The sequence below is a fragment of the Calothrix sp. NIES-3974 genome, assembly GCF_002368395.1.
Lineage (GTDB): Bacteria > Cyanobacteriota > Cyanobacteriia > Cyanobacteriales > Nostocaceae > NIES-3974.
Genome location: NZ_AP018254.1, coordinates 915,627 through 931,949, shown reverse-complemented (window position 1 = coordinate 931,949; position 16,323 = coordinate 915,627). Strand labels below are relative to the sequence as shown.

Annotated in this window: 13 protein-coding genes; 2 read left to right on the top strand and 11 right to left on the bottom strand. The window is 41.3% G+C overall.

Annotated features, from left to right (window positions below):
- Window positions 1-91: 91 nt before the first annotated feature.
- The 11 genes from CDC37_RS24680 to pyk all read right to left on the bottom strand — a co-directional run bounded on the left by CDC37_RS24680 (window position 92) and on the right by pyk (window position 13,064).
- Window positions 92-541 carry a pentapeptide repeat-containing protein gene (locus tag CDC37_RS24680; protein ID WP_172892751.1) on the bottom strand — a complete coding sequence of 150 codons (450 nt, stop codon included), beginning with the start codon at window positions 539-541 and terminating at the stop codon, window positions 92-94.
- Between the two features lie 339 nt (window positions 542-880).
- Entirely contained in the window at window positions 881-1,288 is a 408-nt protein-coding gene (locus CDC37_RS03590) for a hypothetical protein (protein ID WP_096620526.1), read from the bottom strand.
- A 269-nt stretch (window positions 1,289-1,557) separates the two neighbouring features.
- The gene (locus CDC37_RS03585; protein WP_096620525.1) at window positions 1,558-1,890 is read right to left on the bottom strand and encodes a magnesium transporter MgtE N-terminal domain-containing protein; all 333 of its coding nucleotides are present in this window, start codon (window positions 1,888-1,890) and stop codon (window positions 1,558-1,560) included.
- A 213-nt stretch (window positions 1,891-2,103) separates the two neighbouring features.
- Complete coding sequence (locus CDC37_RS03580) at window positions 2,104-2,373, bottom strand: DUF7219 family protein (protein WP_197707040.1); 270 nt, start codon at window positions 2,371-2,373, stop codon at window positions 2,104-2,106.
- 263 nt (window positions 2,374-2,636) lie between these two features.
- On the bottom strand, window positions 2,637-4,016 hold the full coding sequence (gene mgtE, locus CDC37_RS03575; protein ID WP_197707039.1) for a magnesium transporter: 1,380 nt from the start codon (window positions 4,014-4,016) through the stop codon (window positions 2,637-2,639).
- Window positions 4,017-4,507: 491 nt separating this feature from the next.
- Window positions 4,508-7,192, bottom strand: a complete 2,685-nt coding sequence (gene mgtA / locus CDC37_RS03570; RefSeq protein WP_231943214.1) for a magnesium-translocating P-type ATPase — start codon at window positions 7,190-7,192, stop codon at window positions 4,508-4,510.
- 14 nt (window positions 7,193-7,206) lie between these two features.
- Window positions 7,207-7,395 (bottom strand): hypothetical protein, encoded by a 189-nt coding sequence (locus CDC37_RS03565; protein WP_096620522.1) that lies wholly within the window; start codon window positions 7,393-7,395, stop codon window positions 7,207-7,209.
- Between the two features lie 730 nt (window positions 7,396-8,125).
- Window positions 8,126-8,257: a hypothetical protein gene (locus CDC37_RS25410; protein WP_255408890.1), complete on the bottom strand. Its 132-nt coding sequence runs from the start codon at window positions 8,255-8,257 to the stop codon at window positions 8,126-8,128.
- A gap of 345 nt (window positions 8,258-8,602) precedes the next feature.
- A complete protein-coding gene (locus CDC37_RS23905; protein ID WP_157780633.1) occupies window positions 8,603-8,767 on the bottom strand; it encodes a hypothetical protein in 165 nt (54 codons plus the stop codon).
- Between the two features lie 295 nt (window positions 8,768-9,062).
- Window positions 9,063-11,510 carry a phosphoketolase family protein gene (locus CDC37_RS03560; RefSeq protein ID WP_096620521.1) on the bottom strand — a complete coding sequence of 816 codons (2,448 nt, stop codon included), beginning with the start codon at window positions 11,508-11,510 and terminating at the stop codon, window positions 9,063-9,065.
- Between the two features lie 132 nt (window positions 11,511-11,642).
- Window positions 11,643-13,064, bottom strand: a complete 1,422-nt coding sequence (gene pyk, locus CDC37_RS03555) for a pyruvate kinase (RefSeq protein WP_096620520.1) — start codon at window positions 13,062-13,064, stop codon at window positions 11,643-11,645.
- Between the two features lie 757 nt (window positions 13,065-13,821).
- On the opposite strand from pyk, the gene trmB reads away from it, so the two are divergent.
- Window positions 13,822-14,460, top strand: coding sequence for a tRNA (guanosine(46)-N7)-methyltransferase TrmB (gene trmB, locus CDC37_RS03550; RefSeq protein WP_096620519.1), 639 nt, complete (start codon window positions 13,822-13,824; stop codon window positions 14,458-14,460).
- Between the two features lie 551 nt (window positions 14,461-15,011).
- A complete protein-coding gene (locus tag CDC37_RS03545) occupies window positions 15,012-16,307 on the top strand; it encodes an FAD-dependent oxidoreductase (RefSeq protein WP_096625880.1) in 1,296 nt (431 codons plus the stop codon).
- Window positions 16,308-16,323 lie beyond the last annotated feature (16 nt).

The window sequence follows — 16,323 nt, the reverse complement described above, 5'->3', positions numbered from 1 at the left end:
CTACCATCAAGGTTTGTTCAAAACCGCTTGTAGGGCTTTATTCTGTACCCTGTCTCCCGTATGCTTGAATTATACCATATGTCTCAAGTTGCTAGCGTCTCAAACCGATTACCCCTTCCAGATCAGCACCTTGGAAATTGGCTCCAGTCACATCAGCGTTGGTTAAATTTGCATCTTCCAAATCCGCATTGGTAAAGTTGGCTCCTCGGAGGTTGGCATTAGTTAAATTTGCATTTTCCAGGTCTGCACCGGTTAAATCAGCGTTACTTAGATTTACACCTTGAAGGTCTGCACGTTCTAGCTTTGCACCTCGGAGATTACAACCTGGACACTCACGAGTTGACAGTAATCGGTTCACAGCATCTTTAGTGTTTATGTTTTCAGAATTTACTTGCGTTACAGGAGAAGGTGCTGCTTGTTCTGCTGGGGGAAGAGGAGTAGTTGCTTGGGGTTGTTCTGGATTCCCACATCCCACAAGTAAACTGGAGAATACCAGCGCGATCGCACTTGTAGTTGTGGGTGCTTGTAATTTAAAAATCATGATTAATTAATCGGTGCTATTTATCTTCTACCCCATGCATCCTAGCCAAATGTAATCTTGTCAGTCTTCTTTCGGAGGAATAAAAAGCATAAAAGCAATATATGACCTTTGATATAAGCATTTATTCTCCCAGTTATATTTTTCCTCATCCATACCCTTGATTTCAGGTTATACCGTTTTACTTTGGAGTTGATACCAGACGGGGAGCAGGGGAAGAAAATGTATCAAAATTTGAGTGAAATGGTATTATATCGTTTACGCTAATGCTTGCTATATATCAGGGGCTTTAACCGTTGATTACTCTAGTTTCATTTATTTCAAAGTACAAGATAATCGATATTACTCGTGAGAAATCCAGATTGAGGGTTGTTGCAGCAGCTGTTTCCAGAGTTGAAGAAAAAGTCTCGCATCTTTGTGTTGTTGCCATTCAACCCAAGTAATTACCCATTCAGGTTTACACTTGAGTAACAACCAATAGCAAATGCGATCGCTCCAATGGTTTAAATCCTGGGGTAGTTTCGCATCTAAACATAATAACCTAATGGCGTAGGTAGCGGCAGATTTTTCGGCATTTCTCGCCAAGATGAGCCATAATTTCTGTTTATCCGGCAAAACTTCCCGTTGAGCTAAAGCTTGATACAGTCGGAATGCCATCCGTTGATGACGATAACTACGTTGTAATCCTAAATATAGGAGCGATAAACCGGAGGCTTTACGCTTTGTGAACGGCGTTATGACTTTGCTCATAAAATTTGCCCTCTTATTTATGAATAGGACCTACGCACTTAATACGATTAAAAAAGACTTTGATATTCCTTCTTTGATGTAGCAATTACGTAACTGCGTAGTGATTGCGTAAGTCCCGATGAAGTCCGGTTAATTGCATACTATATAATTCAAAGCATTTATAATTCAAAGCATTTATCCAAAATACATCTCCAGCCATCACGGATATAATTAGGTGTATAACCGGATGTGATAACCTACCGCAGGTAAGACATCTGCTCCACGGGTTGCTATTTGTGGAACAACAAATGTAGATTCCTTTGAAATTCTGCTTTCAACTTGGTCATTAATTTTGCTGTGACTTCATCTGGTAAACTTGCCATTAATCGAGAGCGATCGCTTGCGTCCATCATCTCCAATACTCGAATCAGTTCAACAGCATCTATTGCTTGTAGTAAGGTAATTTGCTCCGTGAGTGGCAGATAGTTAATCACTGCGATCGCTAATCCTTCTCCAAATAATTGAAATGCCAAGATTCGCTGTTCTAAATCTATTTCTGTTAAGGATTGAGCTAACTTAGAAATACTCACATGGTGAGCAATTTGTTCGGTAATATCCAACATAAATGTAGTCCCAGTATTTTGAGATAAAGTCAATTAGGGATAGTATTCGACCACATTAATTTTGATGGGTGAGAAAAGGTTCGTAGTTACGCTATTCTGTGATAACCATGTGGGTATAGCACCTTGATATTAAAGCTTTTTTGGAACTAGAGCTACTACTACGAACCGCAGATTTTTGGGTTGTCAAACTACTAGGAATGACTACCATCAATTTTATATATCGAACTCATTAATATTGACTTTTTTCATAGATGAGCTTCGCTCTTCATCTTCGATCAAAGTTGTGTAGGGTTGTAGCTGTTCCCAAAGTTCTGTTAATTGTCGTAGAGCATCAGTTGGTGAAATTTTGCCGTTAGTTTGAAGTGAACATAACAAGGAAGCACGACAGCAAAAAATTTGCAAATGAGTGTTAAATTCTTGATGGGATGGAATCGGTTCTCCACGATAGGTATAAACCGGACAAATAAAATCTTGTAAGTTCATTGGTTTTCTCCTGGTCTTTTTACAGAGAGTTTTCTTGATGGGAGAACACAGGAATTATGCAAGACCGAAATAATGGTTAATAATCCCGGATTTCTCACAAATCCCTAAAATATTGCAGGGAGTAGGGAGTGAGTACAGACGTAATATGCTACGTCTGTAGGGGAGTAGAAAGAAAATGAAACTGTCACTCAAGACTTACCGCGATAGGAATGAAAAATGCAGGTGATGATATTCATCAAGGGAATCTGTATAGAGTCAGGATTTTAACTTTCAATCCCTAACAGCAATCCGACTAGGGAAAAGTAAATCCACAAACCCGTAAAGTCTTTAATTGTGGTGATGAAAGGATCAGCTCCAGGACCATGATCAAATCCTAATTTCAACATGATCCAGGGTAAACTTCCACCCAAAAAAGCCCCTAAAGTCACTACACAAAACAAAGAAAGTCCCACAGCCAACCCTAGCAGAGGTACTCCATTAGGTAAACCTTGCCAAAAGTAGGCGATCGCTCCAGCAGTTATTCCCAGAATTAACCCAATCATTGCACCAATGCGAACTTCCCGTAGCAAATAGGGAATAACTTGATTAGTTTGAATATGATTCCAAGCGAGTCCGCGTGCAAAAATAGTGGTGGATTGAGTACCAACATTCCCACCCATATCCATAACCAAAGGAATAAAAATAGCTGCTGCTACCACAGCTTCTAAAATTTCCTCAAACCTTTCAATTAGTCCACCAACCAGCATTCCACCTATCAGGGTAATAATTAAGAATAAAATGCGCAGGCGAACTGAGTACCAAATACTACCCCGAACTAGGCGATCGCTCCACACCCTGTCACGGGATAATAAGTTACCCACACCACCTTGGGATAAAGCAGTTTCAGTAGCTTCTTCTTGAATTAGGTCAATCACATCATCAAAGGTGATATCCCCTAACAGTCGTCCTTCACTATCCACTACAGGTAAAGCTGGTAAGTCGGTATCTTTAAGCATTTGTACTGCTTTCATTTCTGGATCTGTAGCGCGGATCGCAACATTAGATCCATCAAGCAGCATTTCAACTGGTGTATCAGGGTTGGCTTTGATCAAGCGCACTGTGCGGATAAATCCTCGATAAAACCGCTCCGAGTCAATCAGGAATACCATCTCTAGTTCATCATCCCGTAGTTGGGATTCCCGCACCGAAGCCAAAGCTGCACCAACGGTGATATGGTTATGCACAGCAAGATAACGCAGACTCATTAGTCTACCAGCACTGCGTTCTGGATAACCCAGAAGTAAATTCACCGCATCACGGGTTTGGGGACTTAAGTTGGCAATTAGTCGTTTGGCGATTTTAGCGGGTAATTCTTCAAACAGCTTGACTCGATCATCCGGATCAAGAGCTTCGATAATGGTAATTACCTCTGGATTTTCCATCTCCCGAATCAAATCCGCTTGCTGATTGGGAGCCAACTCTTCAAAAACAGCGATCGCTTTACTTTTGTCCAACAACCGAAAAGCTAGTACCCGTTTCTTGGGTTCGATTTCACTGAGCGATCGCACTAATTCTCTGACTTCTAATTGATTAACAGTTTGCTTGGCAACTTGTAAACCTGAAGGCTGTAAAGACAAGTTTTTAAAAACATTTTGAGCCATCATCAATCTCCATTTCTAATTCGTAATTCGTAATTAATGGTGCAAGTTCCTCAATTTATTGATGGAGAGAAAAAACACTATTCCTTTTTTTCCAGCTTCCGAATTAAGTCGTGGAGTCACAACTGCGGAAACGAAGTCTCTCCTCTCCCGTATAAGCCTTGAGTAACGGGTTGATTTTCCCACTACTCCCCTGCAGACGACCCGGTGGGTCGTCTCTACTCCCATCACGGACTACTCCCTGAAAGTTTTAGAGATTTGCTCCAAATGTGGGTTATACGTTTACACCCCACGTTTTCCTTGTCCCATGAAAACAACAACAACTAAATAAATCAAACCGTAGTAAGCGCCAAAAAATAGACCAACAGCAGCTATTGCTTGAAAAAGTGTCATCACCAATTCCTCCTTTGTTTCAATTACAATGGCTCCAATAGGACTTGAATTTTAAGTGGATTGAACAGGGTAATCCAAAATCCAAAATCTAAAATCCAAAATCCTTACAGCCATTTACCAAAGATGCGGATGTACCACATTTTGACCGCTTGAGTTAACAAACAATAGGCTCCTAAAATTGCCCATAACCAACCAAAATAGTGCAGGGGTAAGGGAACCATACCTAAAGCAGTTCCTAGGGGTGTAAAGGGAATTGCCATACCTGTGACCATAATCACTGCTGTTAAAAGTAATACGGGTAGGGAGGCGGTACTTTGGAGAAAAGGCCAACGGGATGTGCGAATCATATGCACAATTAGGGTTTGGGAGAGCAACCCCACCACAAACCAACCGGAGTTAAAGAGTTTCATTTCTTCTGGTGTATCTGCACCAAAAACAAACCACATGACGATAAAGGTCGCGTAGTCAAAAATCGAACTCACAGGACCAATAAATAACATGAATCGTCCAATGTTGGGAACATTCCACTTTTGCGGTTTTCTCAGGAAGTCTCTGTCAACGTTGTCAAAGGGGATGGTAATTTGGGAGATATCGTAAAGTAAATTTTGTGTCAAAAGTTGGATGGGTTGCATGGGTAAAAAGGGTAGAACCGCACTTGACCCCATGACACTGAAGACGTTACCAAAGTTAGAACTAGCGGTCATATTCAGATATTTGAGGATATTACCAAAGGTGCGACGACCTTCAATTACACCCCGCTCCAATACCATCAGATTCTTTTCCAACAAGATAATATCGGCGGATTCCTTGGCAATATCCACAGCAGTATCCACAGAAATTCCCACATCCGCATCTCGCAAAGCAGCAGCGTCGTTAATCCCATCACCCATATAACCAACGGTATGACCTTTGGTTCTGAGGACACGGATAATCCGCGCTTTTTGAATGGGGGACATTTTGGCAAATACGGTAGTCGTGTCTACCACATCTGCCAATTGTTCATCGCTCATTTTCTCAACCTGACTACCCAAGAGGATACCGTCAATCTCTAAACCCACTTCTTGACAGATTTTCCGAGTTACGATGTCATTGTCGCCAGTAATAATTTTGACATTTACCCCGTGTTCTTGCAGTGCCATAATTGCCTCGGAAGCACTATCCTTTGGTGGGTCAAGAAAGGCTAGATAACCCACTAGTATTAAATCACACTCATCTTTGACACCGTAGTTAGGGATACTATCTTGGGGAATGGGTATTTCCTTATAAGCAACGGCAATTACCCGGAAACCCTCTGCGTTTAATTGCTGGGTAACTCGCATCCCATCGCTGCGGACAAATTCATTCATCCGCGTAATTACACCCCCATATTTAGCGTGGGAGCAGATGTTAAAGATTTCTTCAACAGCACCTTTGCAAATTAAAATGTGCTTGTTACCCGATGGATTATCAAGCTCTTCAACGACGACAGACATCCGCCGACGGGCAAAATCAAAGGGTATTTCATCAAATTTGATGTATCTCTCTGCCGGTCGCAATTTGGTTTTCAATTCTACATGTTCCAAAACGGCTGTATCGAGAAGATTTTTTAACCCGGTTTGGTAGTAGCTGTTGAGATAGCCATATTCCAGAGTTTCTAAACCCTCATTACCGTGCAAATCCAAATGCCGTTCCAGGATAATTTTATCGAGGGTGAGTGTACCCGTTTTATCGGTACACAATACATCCATTGCTCCAAAGTTTTGGATGGCATTGAGGCTTTTGACGACTACTTTTTGTTTTGCCATGATCACAGAACCTTTAGCGAGGTTAGCTGTGACAATCATCGGTAGCATTTCTGGGGTCAAACCAACAGCAATGGAAATACCAAATAGGAAAGCATCAAACCAGTTACCTTTGGTGATACCGTTGATCAGGAATACAATCGGAACCATGACTGCCATAAACCCAATTAGTAGCCAACTAACCCGATTGACCCCTTGCTCAAAGCTAGTGAGAACCCGCTTTCCGACGATATTTTTAGCCAAGGAACCAAAGTAGGTGCGATCGCCTGTAGCCACAACAATGGCAACGGCTGTACCGCTAATCACATTTGTACCCATGAAGCAGATCGTAGGACAGTCGAGAAAGCTTACTTGGTCTTGAGCTAAATCAGTCTCCTTTCCTACCCCACTCTTGACGGCATCATATTTTTCTACGGGTAAAGCTTCCCCAGTCAATGCTGCTTGACTAACAAATAGGTCTTTGGCTGAAATCAGACGTACATCAGCAGGAATCATATCCCCTGCTGCAAGGTGAATGATGTCTCCGGGAACTAGTTGATCAATCGGTATTTCCCGCTTTTGTCCAGAACTCTCTAAGCTCCGACGACGGGTGACGGTAGCTGTGGTACTAATTAGTGCTTTGAGTTTTTCTGCTGCTTGGGTAGAGCGGTACTCTTGTACGAAGCGCAACACACCACTAATTACAACCATCAAGGTGAGGACAATGGTTGCTTTCATGTCTTCTGTCAGATAGGAAACGATGGCCAACCCCACCAAAATATAAACAAAGGGATTATTAAAAGATTGCAACAGTTGTCCATACCAGGTGGGAGGTTTTTCGTGGGTGACTTCGTTTTTGCCGAACTTTTTCAGACGATATAAAGCATCATTTTCCACCAAGCCTTCTTTGCTGCTGCTAAGGGTTCTGAGTGTTTGTTCAGCTGTTGTCCCAGCTTCTTCTACTACCCGCATCGACAAGCGGATATCTTCACTTTGAGAACGGCGATTTACTACTACTCTGGTCATCATTCACCTCCCGATTGTTAGTTAATTGTTGTTAGTTGATTATTGACGGTAATAGCTGGTTCATATTTATTTTTCTGCTGTATTTTTACCTGCTTAATCGATTCTTTTACCAACTCTGCAACTAAATATTCCAGTACCATTGGTAAGGCTGATTCCAGGAGAATTTCCCAGATTTTTTCCGTGCCACACAGAAGTAATTTGTACATCTTAACCATCTCCTGTTTTCAATATCAATGCACAAGAAGTTGGCGCAGATTATAGGGCTAAATCTGCAATTGGGATGAATTTAATTTAGTAGAACCTAGGGAAAAATAATGGGTTTGTAGTAGTGGCTTTAGCCACGAAAAAGCTTGAATATAAAACGCTATACTCGCAGGGTTGTCGTAGACTAGCGCAATTGCAGGCTTTTTCTCACCCATCATGAAGCGCTAAAAGCGCAACTAAGCACCTTTCCTCAACCATCAAAGTTGACTTTAAAGATTTAGAGCAAAGTAACTCTGTTATAGATAGCAAGGAAGATTGCTGGGAAAAAATAACCCTAAGATTGATGTTCTGACTCGATTCTCGAATAAAGCAGCAAGCGCGAACCGGAAGTGCTAGATAATACGGATGAAGTTAGATATACACGCTGTATGTAAGTCCATACCTCATACATCATGGCTTGAACATCCATGTATCCTGACAATATTTTTTTTACTTTCATGATGTAGTGCTGCTTTATTGCACCCTTAAGATACCTAAATAACTTTTGCAGCGAATGGAATCAATCAAAGTAACACAGCTGACTAAACTTGCTCTCCAAGAGAGCCAAAACCCTATGTCCAGATTGTTCCGCAACTATGAATCTGAATATAAACTTTACTACAGTTCATCCCTTTCCTTTGCAATTGCCTCGCCCAGTGGCAATCAGAGATGAGCCGGAGATTCAAAGTGAATCTACAAGGGCGAATTCATCAAATTGATTACCAACTGCATATTGGCAGGTTCAGGTTCGGGTTCAGACTCTTCGTCTATCGCCACAGTACCCACGGGAGTTAACCTATGGCTACTACTACCAGATGCCTCCATTTATTTTTTCTCCAATTCAAATTTGCTAAATATTTTGTTCAACAATAAACTATATTTGTTTATCATTCAACATAACACCACAGTATAAGCTGAAACAAATATAGTGTCAATCACTTTTGTCTTGAACTTATGATCTGCATAAATTACAGCAGAATTCAAGGGTACAGTATACAGGAAGGAGTGAAAGAGGTTTCTTACAAGTCAAATTTAAGTGATGTACCCATCACATTTACCTACAATCTGCTTTAATACCAATTTCCCATGAATGTGTATAAAATTAATGCTTGTATAGCAAAGCTTTGAGCTAACAGATGATGATGTGGTAGGAGGCTTGTGTTTGTGAGCTTATACCCATTTATCGTGATGACAATCACAAATCGAGTCAGTTTGTGCTTGATTTTGAGGTTGAATATACCAGGGAAATTCAACTGCGATCGCATCAGAGGATGTTTTAAAAGTCGATTTTAATACTTGAATTATCGTTTTTGGAAATGGGAAGAGACACGACATGTCGGTCTGTACTCTCGAAGTAAAAATCAGCTTTATAACCCCATGTCCATAGTCAGGACGATAGTCAAAATAGTGATAATTAATATTTTCCCAACAACCTCTCAGAGAGTTTACGCTAATGGTGGCTACATATCAGGGCTATAACCTTTGATTATTCTAGTTTCATTTATTTCAAAGTCAAAGAGAATCAATATCACTGAGTGAAAGTATTGATTTTGACTGTATTTACAAAAAAGGGTGATTAATCACCCTTTCAAACAACCAATTAATTAATCAATTAATTAATCCCCATTACCTACCAAGGCCATCTCCAATCGAGAATTTCGGGTTTATCAATACCATGCTCATAGGCATAATTACGACACTCTATTTGCTGGTTTCTAAATGCTTCCTTGGCATGAGCACCAGTAACCTGTAAACTGGGGACGCGATCAATCACATCCATTGCTAAACTAAAACGGTCAATTTGATTATTAATTGCCAATTCCAAGGGGGTGTTGATATTTCCTTGTTCTTTATAACCACGCACATGTAAATTGTGGTGATTGGTGCGACGGTAAGTGAGACGGTGAATCAACCAGGGATAACCGTGGAAGTTGAAAATAATCGGTTTATTGGTGGTAAATAAACTGTCAAAATCCCGGTCACTTAATCCGTGGGGATGTTCGCTACTGGGTTGAAGTTTAAATAAATCGACGACGTTAATGAAACGGATTTTTAAATCGGGGAAATGTTCCCGTAACAAGACTGTAGCTGCTAAAGCTTCTTGGGTGGGAATATCTCCTGCACAAGCCATGACAACATCGGGTTCACACCCCTGGTCATTACTAGCCCAATCCCATAAACCAATGCCTTTGGTGCAGTGTTGAATGGCTGCATCCATATCTAGATATTGTAGGTGTAATTGTTTGTCGGAAACAATCACATTGACATAGTTTTTACTGCGTAAACAGTGGTCGGCAACGGAAAGTAAACTGTTAACATCGGGTGGTAAATATATCCGTGTCACTTCTGGACTTTTATTTAAAACGATATCCAGAAAACCGGGGTCTTGGTGGGTAAATCCGTTGTGGTCTTGTCGCCAAACGGTGGAAGTAATTAATAGATTTAAGGACGAAATATCGGCTCGCCAAGGAATATGATTACAGATTTGTAACCATTTACAATGTTGATTCACCATTGAATCAATGACGTGAACAAATGATTCATAAGTGGAGAAAAATCCGTGTCTACCTGTGAGTAAATATCCCTCTAACCACCCTTCGAGGGTATGTTCACTCAACATTTCCATGACCCGTCCTTCGGGGGAAAGTTCACCTCCGTCGCTGTCTTCGGGTAAATATTCGGCTAACCAGAATTTTTTACTGACTTCATAAATTGCATCCAGTTTATTGGATGTATTTTCATCGGGACCAAAAACGCGGAAAATCTCCATATTTTCCCGCATGACATCCCGTAAAAAGACCCCTAATGGTTTAGTATTTCCGTACTGAATTTGCCCCGGTTTGTCAACTTTGACTCCATATTTACGAAAGTCGGGCATTTTCAAATCCCGGCGTAATAATCCACCGTTAGCATGGGGATTGGCACTCATGCGCAGATTCCCTGTGGGTGATAGGGAGCGCAATTCTGGAATTAACCGCCCATTTTCGTCAAATAATTCCTCTGGTTTGTAGCTGCGCATCCAAGCTTCTAATTGCTGGAGATGGGCGGGATTTTCGCTCATATTGGCAATGGGTACTTGATGCGATCGCCAAAATCCTTCAATTTTTTTATTATCGACGCTTTCTGGTCCTGTCCAGCCTTTGGGGGTACGCAAAACAATCATTGGCCATCGGGGACGTTTGGCTACTCCTGTTGTCCGAGCTTCGTACTGAATGGCGTGGATTTCTTTGACACAATGTTCTAGGGTTGCTGCCATTGCTTGGTGCATGGTTTCCGGGTCGGAACCTTCTACAAAGTATGGTTGATAACCATAACCCCGAAATAGGTCTGCGAGTTCATCGTGGCTAATGCGAGCGAGGATGGTAGGGTTATTGATTTTGTAACCATTTAGGTGCAATATCGGTAATACTGCCCCGTCCCGAATTGGGTTGATAAATTTGTTGGAGTGCCATGATGTGGCCAAGGGTCCTGTTTCGGACTCTCCATCCCCCGGCATTGCTACCACAATTAAATCGGGGTTGTCAAAGGCTGCACCGTAGGCATGGGATAAACAGTAACCCAATTCCCCCCCTTCGTGAATGGAACCCGGTGTTTCCGGTGTGCAATGGCTACCAATTCCCCCTGGGAAGGAAAATGCTTTAAAAAACCTGGCCATCCCTTCCACATCTTCACTTTTGTCGGGATAAATCTCGGAGTAGGTTCCCTCCAAATAACAGGGTCCGAGTACCCCCGGTGCGCCATGTCCTGCACCTGCGAGAAATATCATGTTTTGATGATATTTGTTGATAATCCGATTCAGATGAGTCCAAACAAAACTCATCCCCGGACTTGATCCCCAGTGCCCTAGTAGACGTTTTTTGATGTGTTCAATTTGTAAAGGTTGGCGCAACAGAGGATTATCCCGCAAATATATCATACCAACAGCGAGATAGTTACAAGCACGCCACCAAGCATGGAGTTTTTGGACTTCTTCGGCACTTAAGGGTTGGTCGGTAATGGTTGCTCGTGCCTTTCCGTAGGGTGTAATGGATGAAACCGATGATGGTGATATGTTGGGTTTATTTGGTGATGCCACCATAATTTTTGCTCCCGTTTCAATTTTAAATTTTGGATTTTAGATTTTGGATTACTCTAGGTAGGGTATAAATTAGCCAAAACCTTTGCTTCTCCCTCCCTCCCCTTCCCCTTCTACCTCAGTATGCAAAAAAATCTAATTCCCGACGGTATGAATTTTTAAAAAGTTAGTACCTCCTGACTGACCCATCGGAATACCTCCCATGACAACAATGCGATCGCCTGCTTTGGCTAAGTTGCGTTCGATTAAACATTCTTCCACCTGTTTGAGGGCTTGTTCAAAGGTGTCTACAACCCGATCTATTAATAAAGGCTGGAGTCCCCAGATTAAATTTAATTGGTGGTAAACATGCATACTCGGTGTGACGGCGACGATTGGTGTTTTTAAGCGTTCAGCAGCAGCAAGTCGGGAGGCAAAACCTGTACTGGTAAAGGCAACTATACAACGTAAATCCAGGGTTTCTTCGATGGCGTTTAATGCTTCGGTAATCGCGTGGGTCTCCGTTTTAATGGCTGGTGGATATTTGGGAAATTCAATGTCTTTTTCCACAGTGCTGGCAATCCGTGCCATCATTTGTACTGCTTGTACGGGATATTTACCGACGGATGTTTCTCCTGACAACATCACCGCATCACTACCATCGACAATGGCATTGGCTACGTCGGAGGCTTCCGCACGGGTGGGACGGGGATTGTGAATCATGCTTTCTAGCATTTGGGTGGCGGTAATCACGGGGATTCCCCTCTGGTTGCAGCGACGGATGATGTGTTTTTGCACCATTGGTACTTTTTCGGGACTCAGTTCCACCCCCAGGTCTCCCCGTGCAACCATCACCCCATCACAGACATCCAGGATCGATTCTAGGTGGGCGATCGCTTGGGGTTTTTCCAATTTGGCAATCACGGGTAGGTCGGTTCCCCTGGCTTTGAGCAGTTCTTTGAGGGTACAAATATCTGCGGCTGTCCGCACAAAACTTAAGCTGACCCAATCTACGTTCAGAGTAATTCCAAATTCTAAGTCTTGTTTGTCTTTTTTGGTCAGGGAAGGTAAACGTAAATTTAAACTGGGAACGTTAACACCTTTGCGATTTTTTAATAAACCACCACGCACAACTTCACAGGTTAAGCTGTTGTCATGAATTTCTTTGACTGATAGTTCCAAAAGACCATCATCTAATAATAATTGCGTCCCAATTTCTGCTTCTTCTGCAAGGTGAGGGTAATCGATGGGAATCGTATCCAATTGCTGATTAAATTCTGTCATGGGAACCACATTTACCACCGTTCCTTCCACTAAATCGATGGCTCCATTAGGAAGGTTGCCAACTCTAATTTTTGGCCCTTGTAGGTCTTGTAATATGGTAATGGGGTTGTCTATTTCTTGAGAGATAGCCCGAATTAAGGAAACCACACGAGCATGTTCGTCATAGCTACCATGAGAAAAGTTTAATCGAGCCACACTCATCCCAGCTTCGATTAATTTGCGCAGTATTTCTGGAGAGGCGCTTGCTGGACCAATGGTGGATACTATTTTTGTTTTATGGCTTAAAGAACGCATAAATTATAAAAATTATCAGGATATACGGCAGAGTTTTTCTATTCTCAAGATGCATCTTTTGCTCACTTAAAACATGTATTTTTAATTTCATTTTCTACGGATACAAACAGTATTCAATAATAATATCTAATTTTTGGGAGAAATTTATCTCAATTTGATTTTACAGAACACTGCCATTATATCCTTTCATACCAATTTTGAAACTCAAGTTTATTAAATTCATCTTAAAAAATCGAGGTTAATTAAAGGTTAAAATTACCTGATGGCATCAAATTTATTTGCTAATTTTTACGAATAATTAGCGATATATTCGTCAATCTGGCTATTTATCCTGCATTTTAAAGCTGATATAGTATTTTGTCAGGTGCTGCTAATTTCAACTAATTTAGATATATGCAATGCTGATACAGCATATTTATCTATTTTGTTGATAAAATAAACTTATACTGTAAACGCTGATATATTTCCCCTTTGGTTTGTGGACGGTTGACAGATGACACGTCTGTTCAAATATTAACCATCCAAGGGAAAAACTCAGTTTCTCAAGGTTCAAAGTATATACCTGCATTTTGAACAAGGGAGCGAAAAGCCTTGACCCGGATTTCTCACAAGTAACTTATAAGTCTTGAGTGACGGATGAATTTTTCTTCTACTCCCTACTCCCTGAAAGTTTTAGGAGTTTGTGAGTAAATCCGGGTATAGTAAACTCAATTTCTAGGTTACTGATTCGTTACTAAAAAACAGGGAGTTGAAAAAATTGGTAAGAGTAAGGGTTCGGCAACATGTTAATCCTCTGGCGCAAAAATATCAATCAGTTCCCCAACCTTTAGAGTGGGACAAAATTTTCGCACAACCCCATCAACCCCTTCACCTCGACATTGGTTGTGCAAGGGGGAGATTTGTCTTGCAAATGGCAGCAATTGAACCGACGTGGAATTTTTTAGGGTTAGAAATTCGTGAACCCTTGGTAATTGATGCAAATCGAGTGCGTGACGAGCAAGGTTTAACGAATTTACACTATGTCTTTTGTAATGCCAATAATTCCTTGAAAAATCTCCTCAAAAACCTACCCCAAGATACTTTACAAAGGGTGACAATCCAGTTTCCCGACCCTTGGTTTAAAACCCGTCATGGAAAGCGTCGCATTGTCCAACCCCAACTTATCCAGGAGATTGCAGAATATTTGATACCGGGAGGTATGGTATTTCTCCAATCAGATATCGAATTTGTCCAACAGGAAATGTGCGATCGCTTTACAGAAAATCCTGCTTTCCTTCGGGAAAATCAGCAGTGGTTAGCACAGAACCCCTTTCCTGTCCCCACGGAACGGGAGATAGCGACCCTAAATAAGGGTGAACCTGTTTACCGGACGATTTTCCGCCGTGTGACGTCATAATACTGGGTAAACTTGGGTTTTGAATTGCGATTTTCCTCCCATTTTGTACAATAATTCACAACTGACTTTGCCAAAACTTTATAAATTTGTGATTAAGCTAATTTTGGCGCATTTATACCATTTTGGATTTTAGATTTGAGATTTTAGATTGGAAACCTCTTGTTCCTGCACTTCTCACAATGGAGTGACAAGTCTTGAGTAATAGACCTCTTTGGAAATTAAATATTCACCCTTACTGTATAAGGCTTTGATTTTCTCTTTTGGAGATGTCTAATGGGTTGATTTTCCTAATAATCCCTACACCCTGTACAGACGACCCGACGGGTCGTCTGTACTCCCTATTCCCCGTAGGTTTTAGGAATTTGTGGGAAATGCAGGTGTTGTATCAGGGTTTCATCTTTCTATCTGTCCCATTCTGTTTACAAATTGGTATTAGGAGTTATTTTGCGGGTTGTAAATCGTTGATTTTTGATGAGCAAAATACTCCCAGCGCTAAGGGTTTGCCGTTAACAATTACAAGTTCCAAGGAATATTTCTACTCGGTAAGTTTTATGGCAAAAAAAGTTGTAATTATCGGTGCTGGACCGTCGGGACTTTTGCTAGCGCATTATTTACTCAAGCGTGGTGATAAATATCGAGTAGAAATCTATGAACGTCTCAGCGACCCTCGGACTTTACCATTTGCGCGGGTTCGTACTCATCCTGTAACCCTCAATGAAAGGGGATTACGAGCATTACGTCATATTGATGGTTTAGTCGAAAGGGTGCGGGAAATTGGTGAAGATGTCAATGGAATTGTTTTACATTATCAAAAAGGTAAATACAATCAAGCTCCACGAAAAAGTTTACTAGTAACATTAGACCGCACCCAATTGGTAATGGTTTTGTTAGAATCCCTCACCAATTTGTATGGAGAATCCCGTTTAAATATCTTTTTTAATTGTCAATGTCAACAAATTGATTTTGAAAATAAAGCTTTACGATTTCGTCCCCATAGTGAAAAACCTCTAACCCTAATTCCCCATGAATTTACCGTATATTACGATTTTTTAGTTGGAGCAGATGGATCACGTTCAACAGTGCGATCGCATTTACTCGGTATTGATTTATTTGAATGTGACCAAAAGTACATTGCAGCTGATTATAAACCCCTGAATCTGACCGTTCCCGACGAATGCATCACCACCATCATCGCAAAAGATAAAATCCACTATTGGTTACACCGTCAGAATACCCTACTTGCTCTCCAACACCAACGGGATCAAACCATGAGTGGAGTGATTTTATTCCCCCGTCAGTACAGTCAAGTTGCAACCTTCACAACTGTTGCGGAAGTATTAAAATTCTTCCACAAAAACTTCCCAGAAATTGGTAAATTCATGACCGAAGGAGATGCAGAAACCTTTTTAAACCGTCCTCCCTCCAGAATTCTCACCATTCGCTGCAACCGCTATCACCACGAAGACCATGTATTATTAATAGGTGATGCAGCCCATGCAGTCTCATCATCCATTAGCCAAGGTTGCAATGCAGCTCTAGACGATGTATTTGTACTCAATAACCTTCTCAATCGCTACGCAGATAATCTCAAAGTCACATTACTCCAGTATTCAGCAACCCGTACCCAAGAAGCCCATGCTTTAGTTAATTTAGCAGATTATGCTTTTATGCGCGATCGCAATTTACTATTTGAGTTTATGGGTCGGGAATTCGTGATCAAAACCCTTCACCGTCTCTTTCCCTGGGTATTCCCACCATCTTTAGTCGATTTGCTATTTGATACCACCGTCCCCTACTCGGAAATCTGGAGAAAATACAAAAATTGGTTACATCAAGTGAAAAACTAATTCGATTTACAGCAGA

What these genes read in the sequence shown, in the direction of transcription:
- CDC37_RS03580 (WP_197707040.1), bottom strand. Translation starts at nt 2,373, where the DNA reads ATGAACTTACAAGATTTTATTTGTCCGGTTTATACCTATCGTGGAGAA.
- CDC37_RS25410 (WP_255408890.1), bottom strand. Translation starts at nt 8,257, where the DNA reads ATGGAGGCATCTGGTAGTAGTAGCCATAGGTTAACTCCCGTGGGTACT.
- CDC37_RS03565 (WP_096620522.1), bottom strand. Translation starts at nt 7,395, where the DNA reads ATGTACAAATTACTTCTGTGTGGCACGGAAAAAATCTGGGAAATTCTC.
- CDC37_RS03560 (WP_096620521.1), bottom strand. Translation starts at nt 11,510, where the DNA reads ATGGTGGCATCACCAAATAAACCCAACATATCACCATCATCGGTTTCA.
- CDC37_RS23905 (WP_157780633.1), bottom strand. Translation starts at nt 8,767, where the DNA reads ATGTCGTGTCTCTTCCCATTTCCAAAAACGATAATTCAAGTATTAAAA.
- CDC37_RS03590 (WP_096620526.1), bottom strand. Translation starts at nt 1,288, where the DNA reads ATGAGCAAAGTCATAACGCCGTTCACAAAGCGTAAAGCCTCCGGTTTA.
- mgtA (WP_231943214.1), bottom strand. Translation starts at nt 7,192, where the DNA reads ATGATGACCAGAGTAGTAGTAAATCGCCGTTCTCAAAGTGAAGATATC.
- CDC37_RS24680 (WP_172892751.1), bottom strand. Translation starts at nt 541, where the DNA reads ATGATTTTTAAATTACAAGCACCCACAACTACAAGTGCGATCGCGCTG.
- pyk (WP_096620520.1), bottom strand. Translation starts at nt 13,064, where the DNA reads ATGCGTTCTTTAAGCCATAAAACAAAAATAGTATCCACCATTGGTCCA.
- CDC37_RS03545 (WP_096625880.1), top strand. Translation starts at nt 15,012, where the DNA reads ATGGCAAAAAAAGTTGTAATTATCGGTGCTGGACCGTCGGGACTTTTG.
- mgtE (WP_197707039.1), bottom strand. Translation starts at nt 4,016, where the DNA reads ATGATGGCTCAAAATGTTTTTAAAAACTTGTCTTTACAGCCTTCAGGT.
- CDC37_RS03585 (WP_096620525.1), bottom strand. Translation starts at nt 1,890, where the DNA reads ATGTTGGATATTACCGAACAAATTGCTCACCATGTGAGTATTTCTAAG.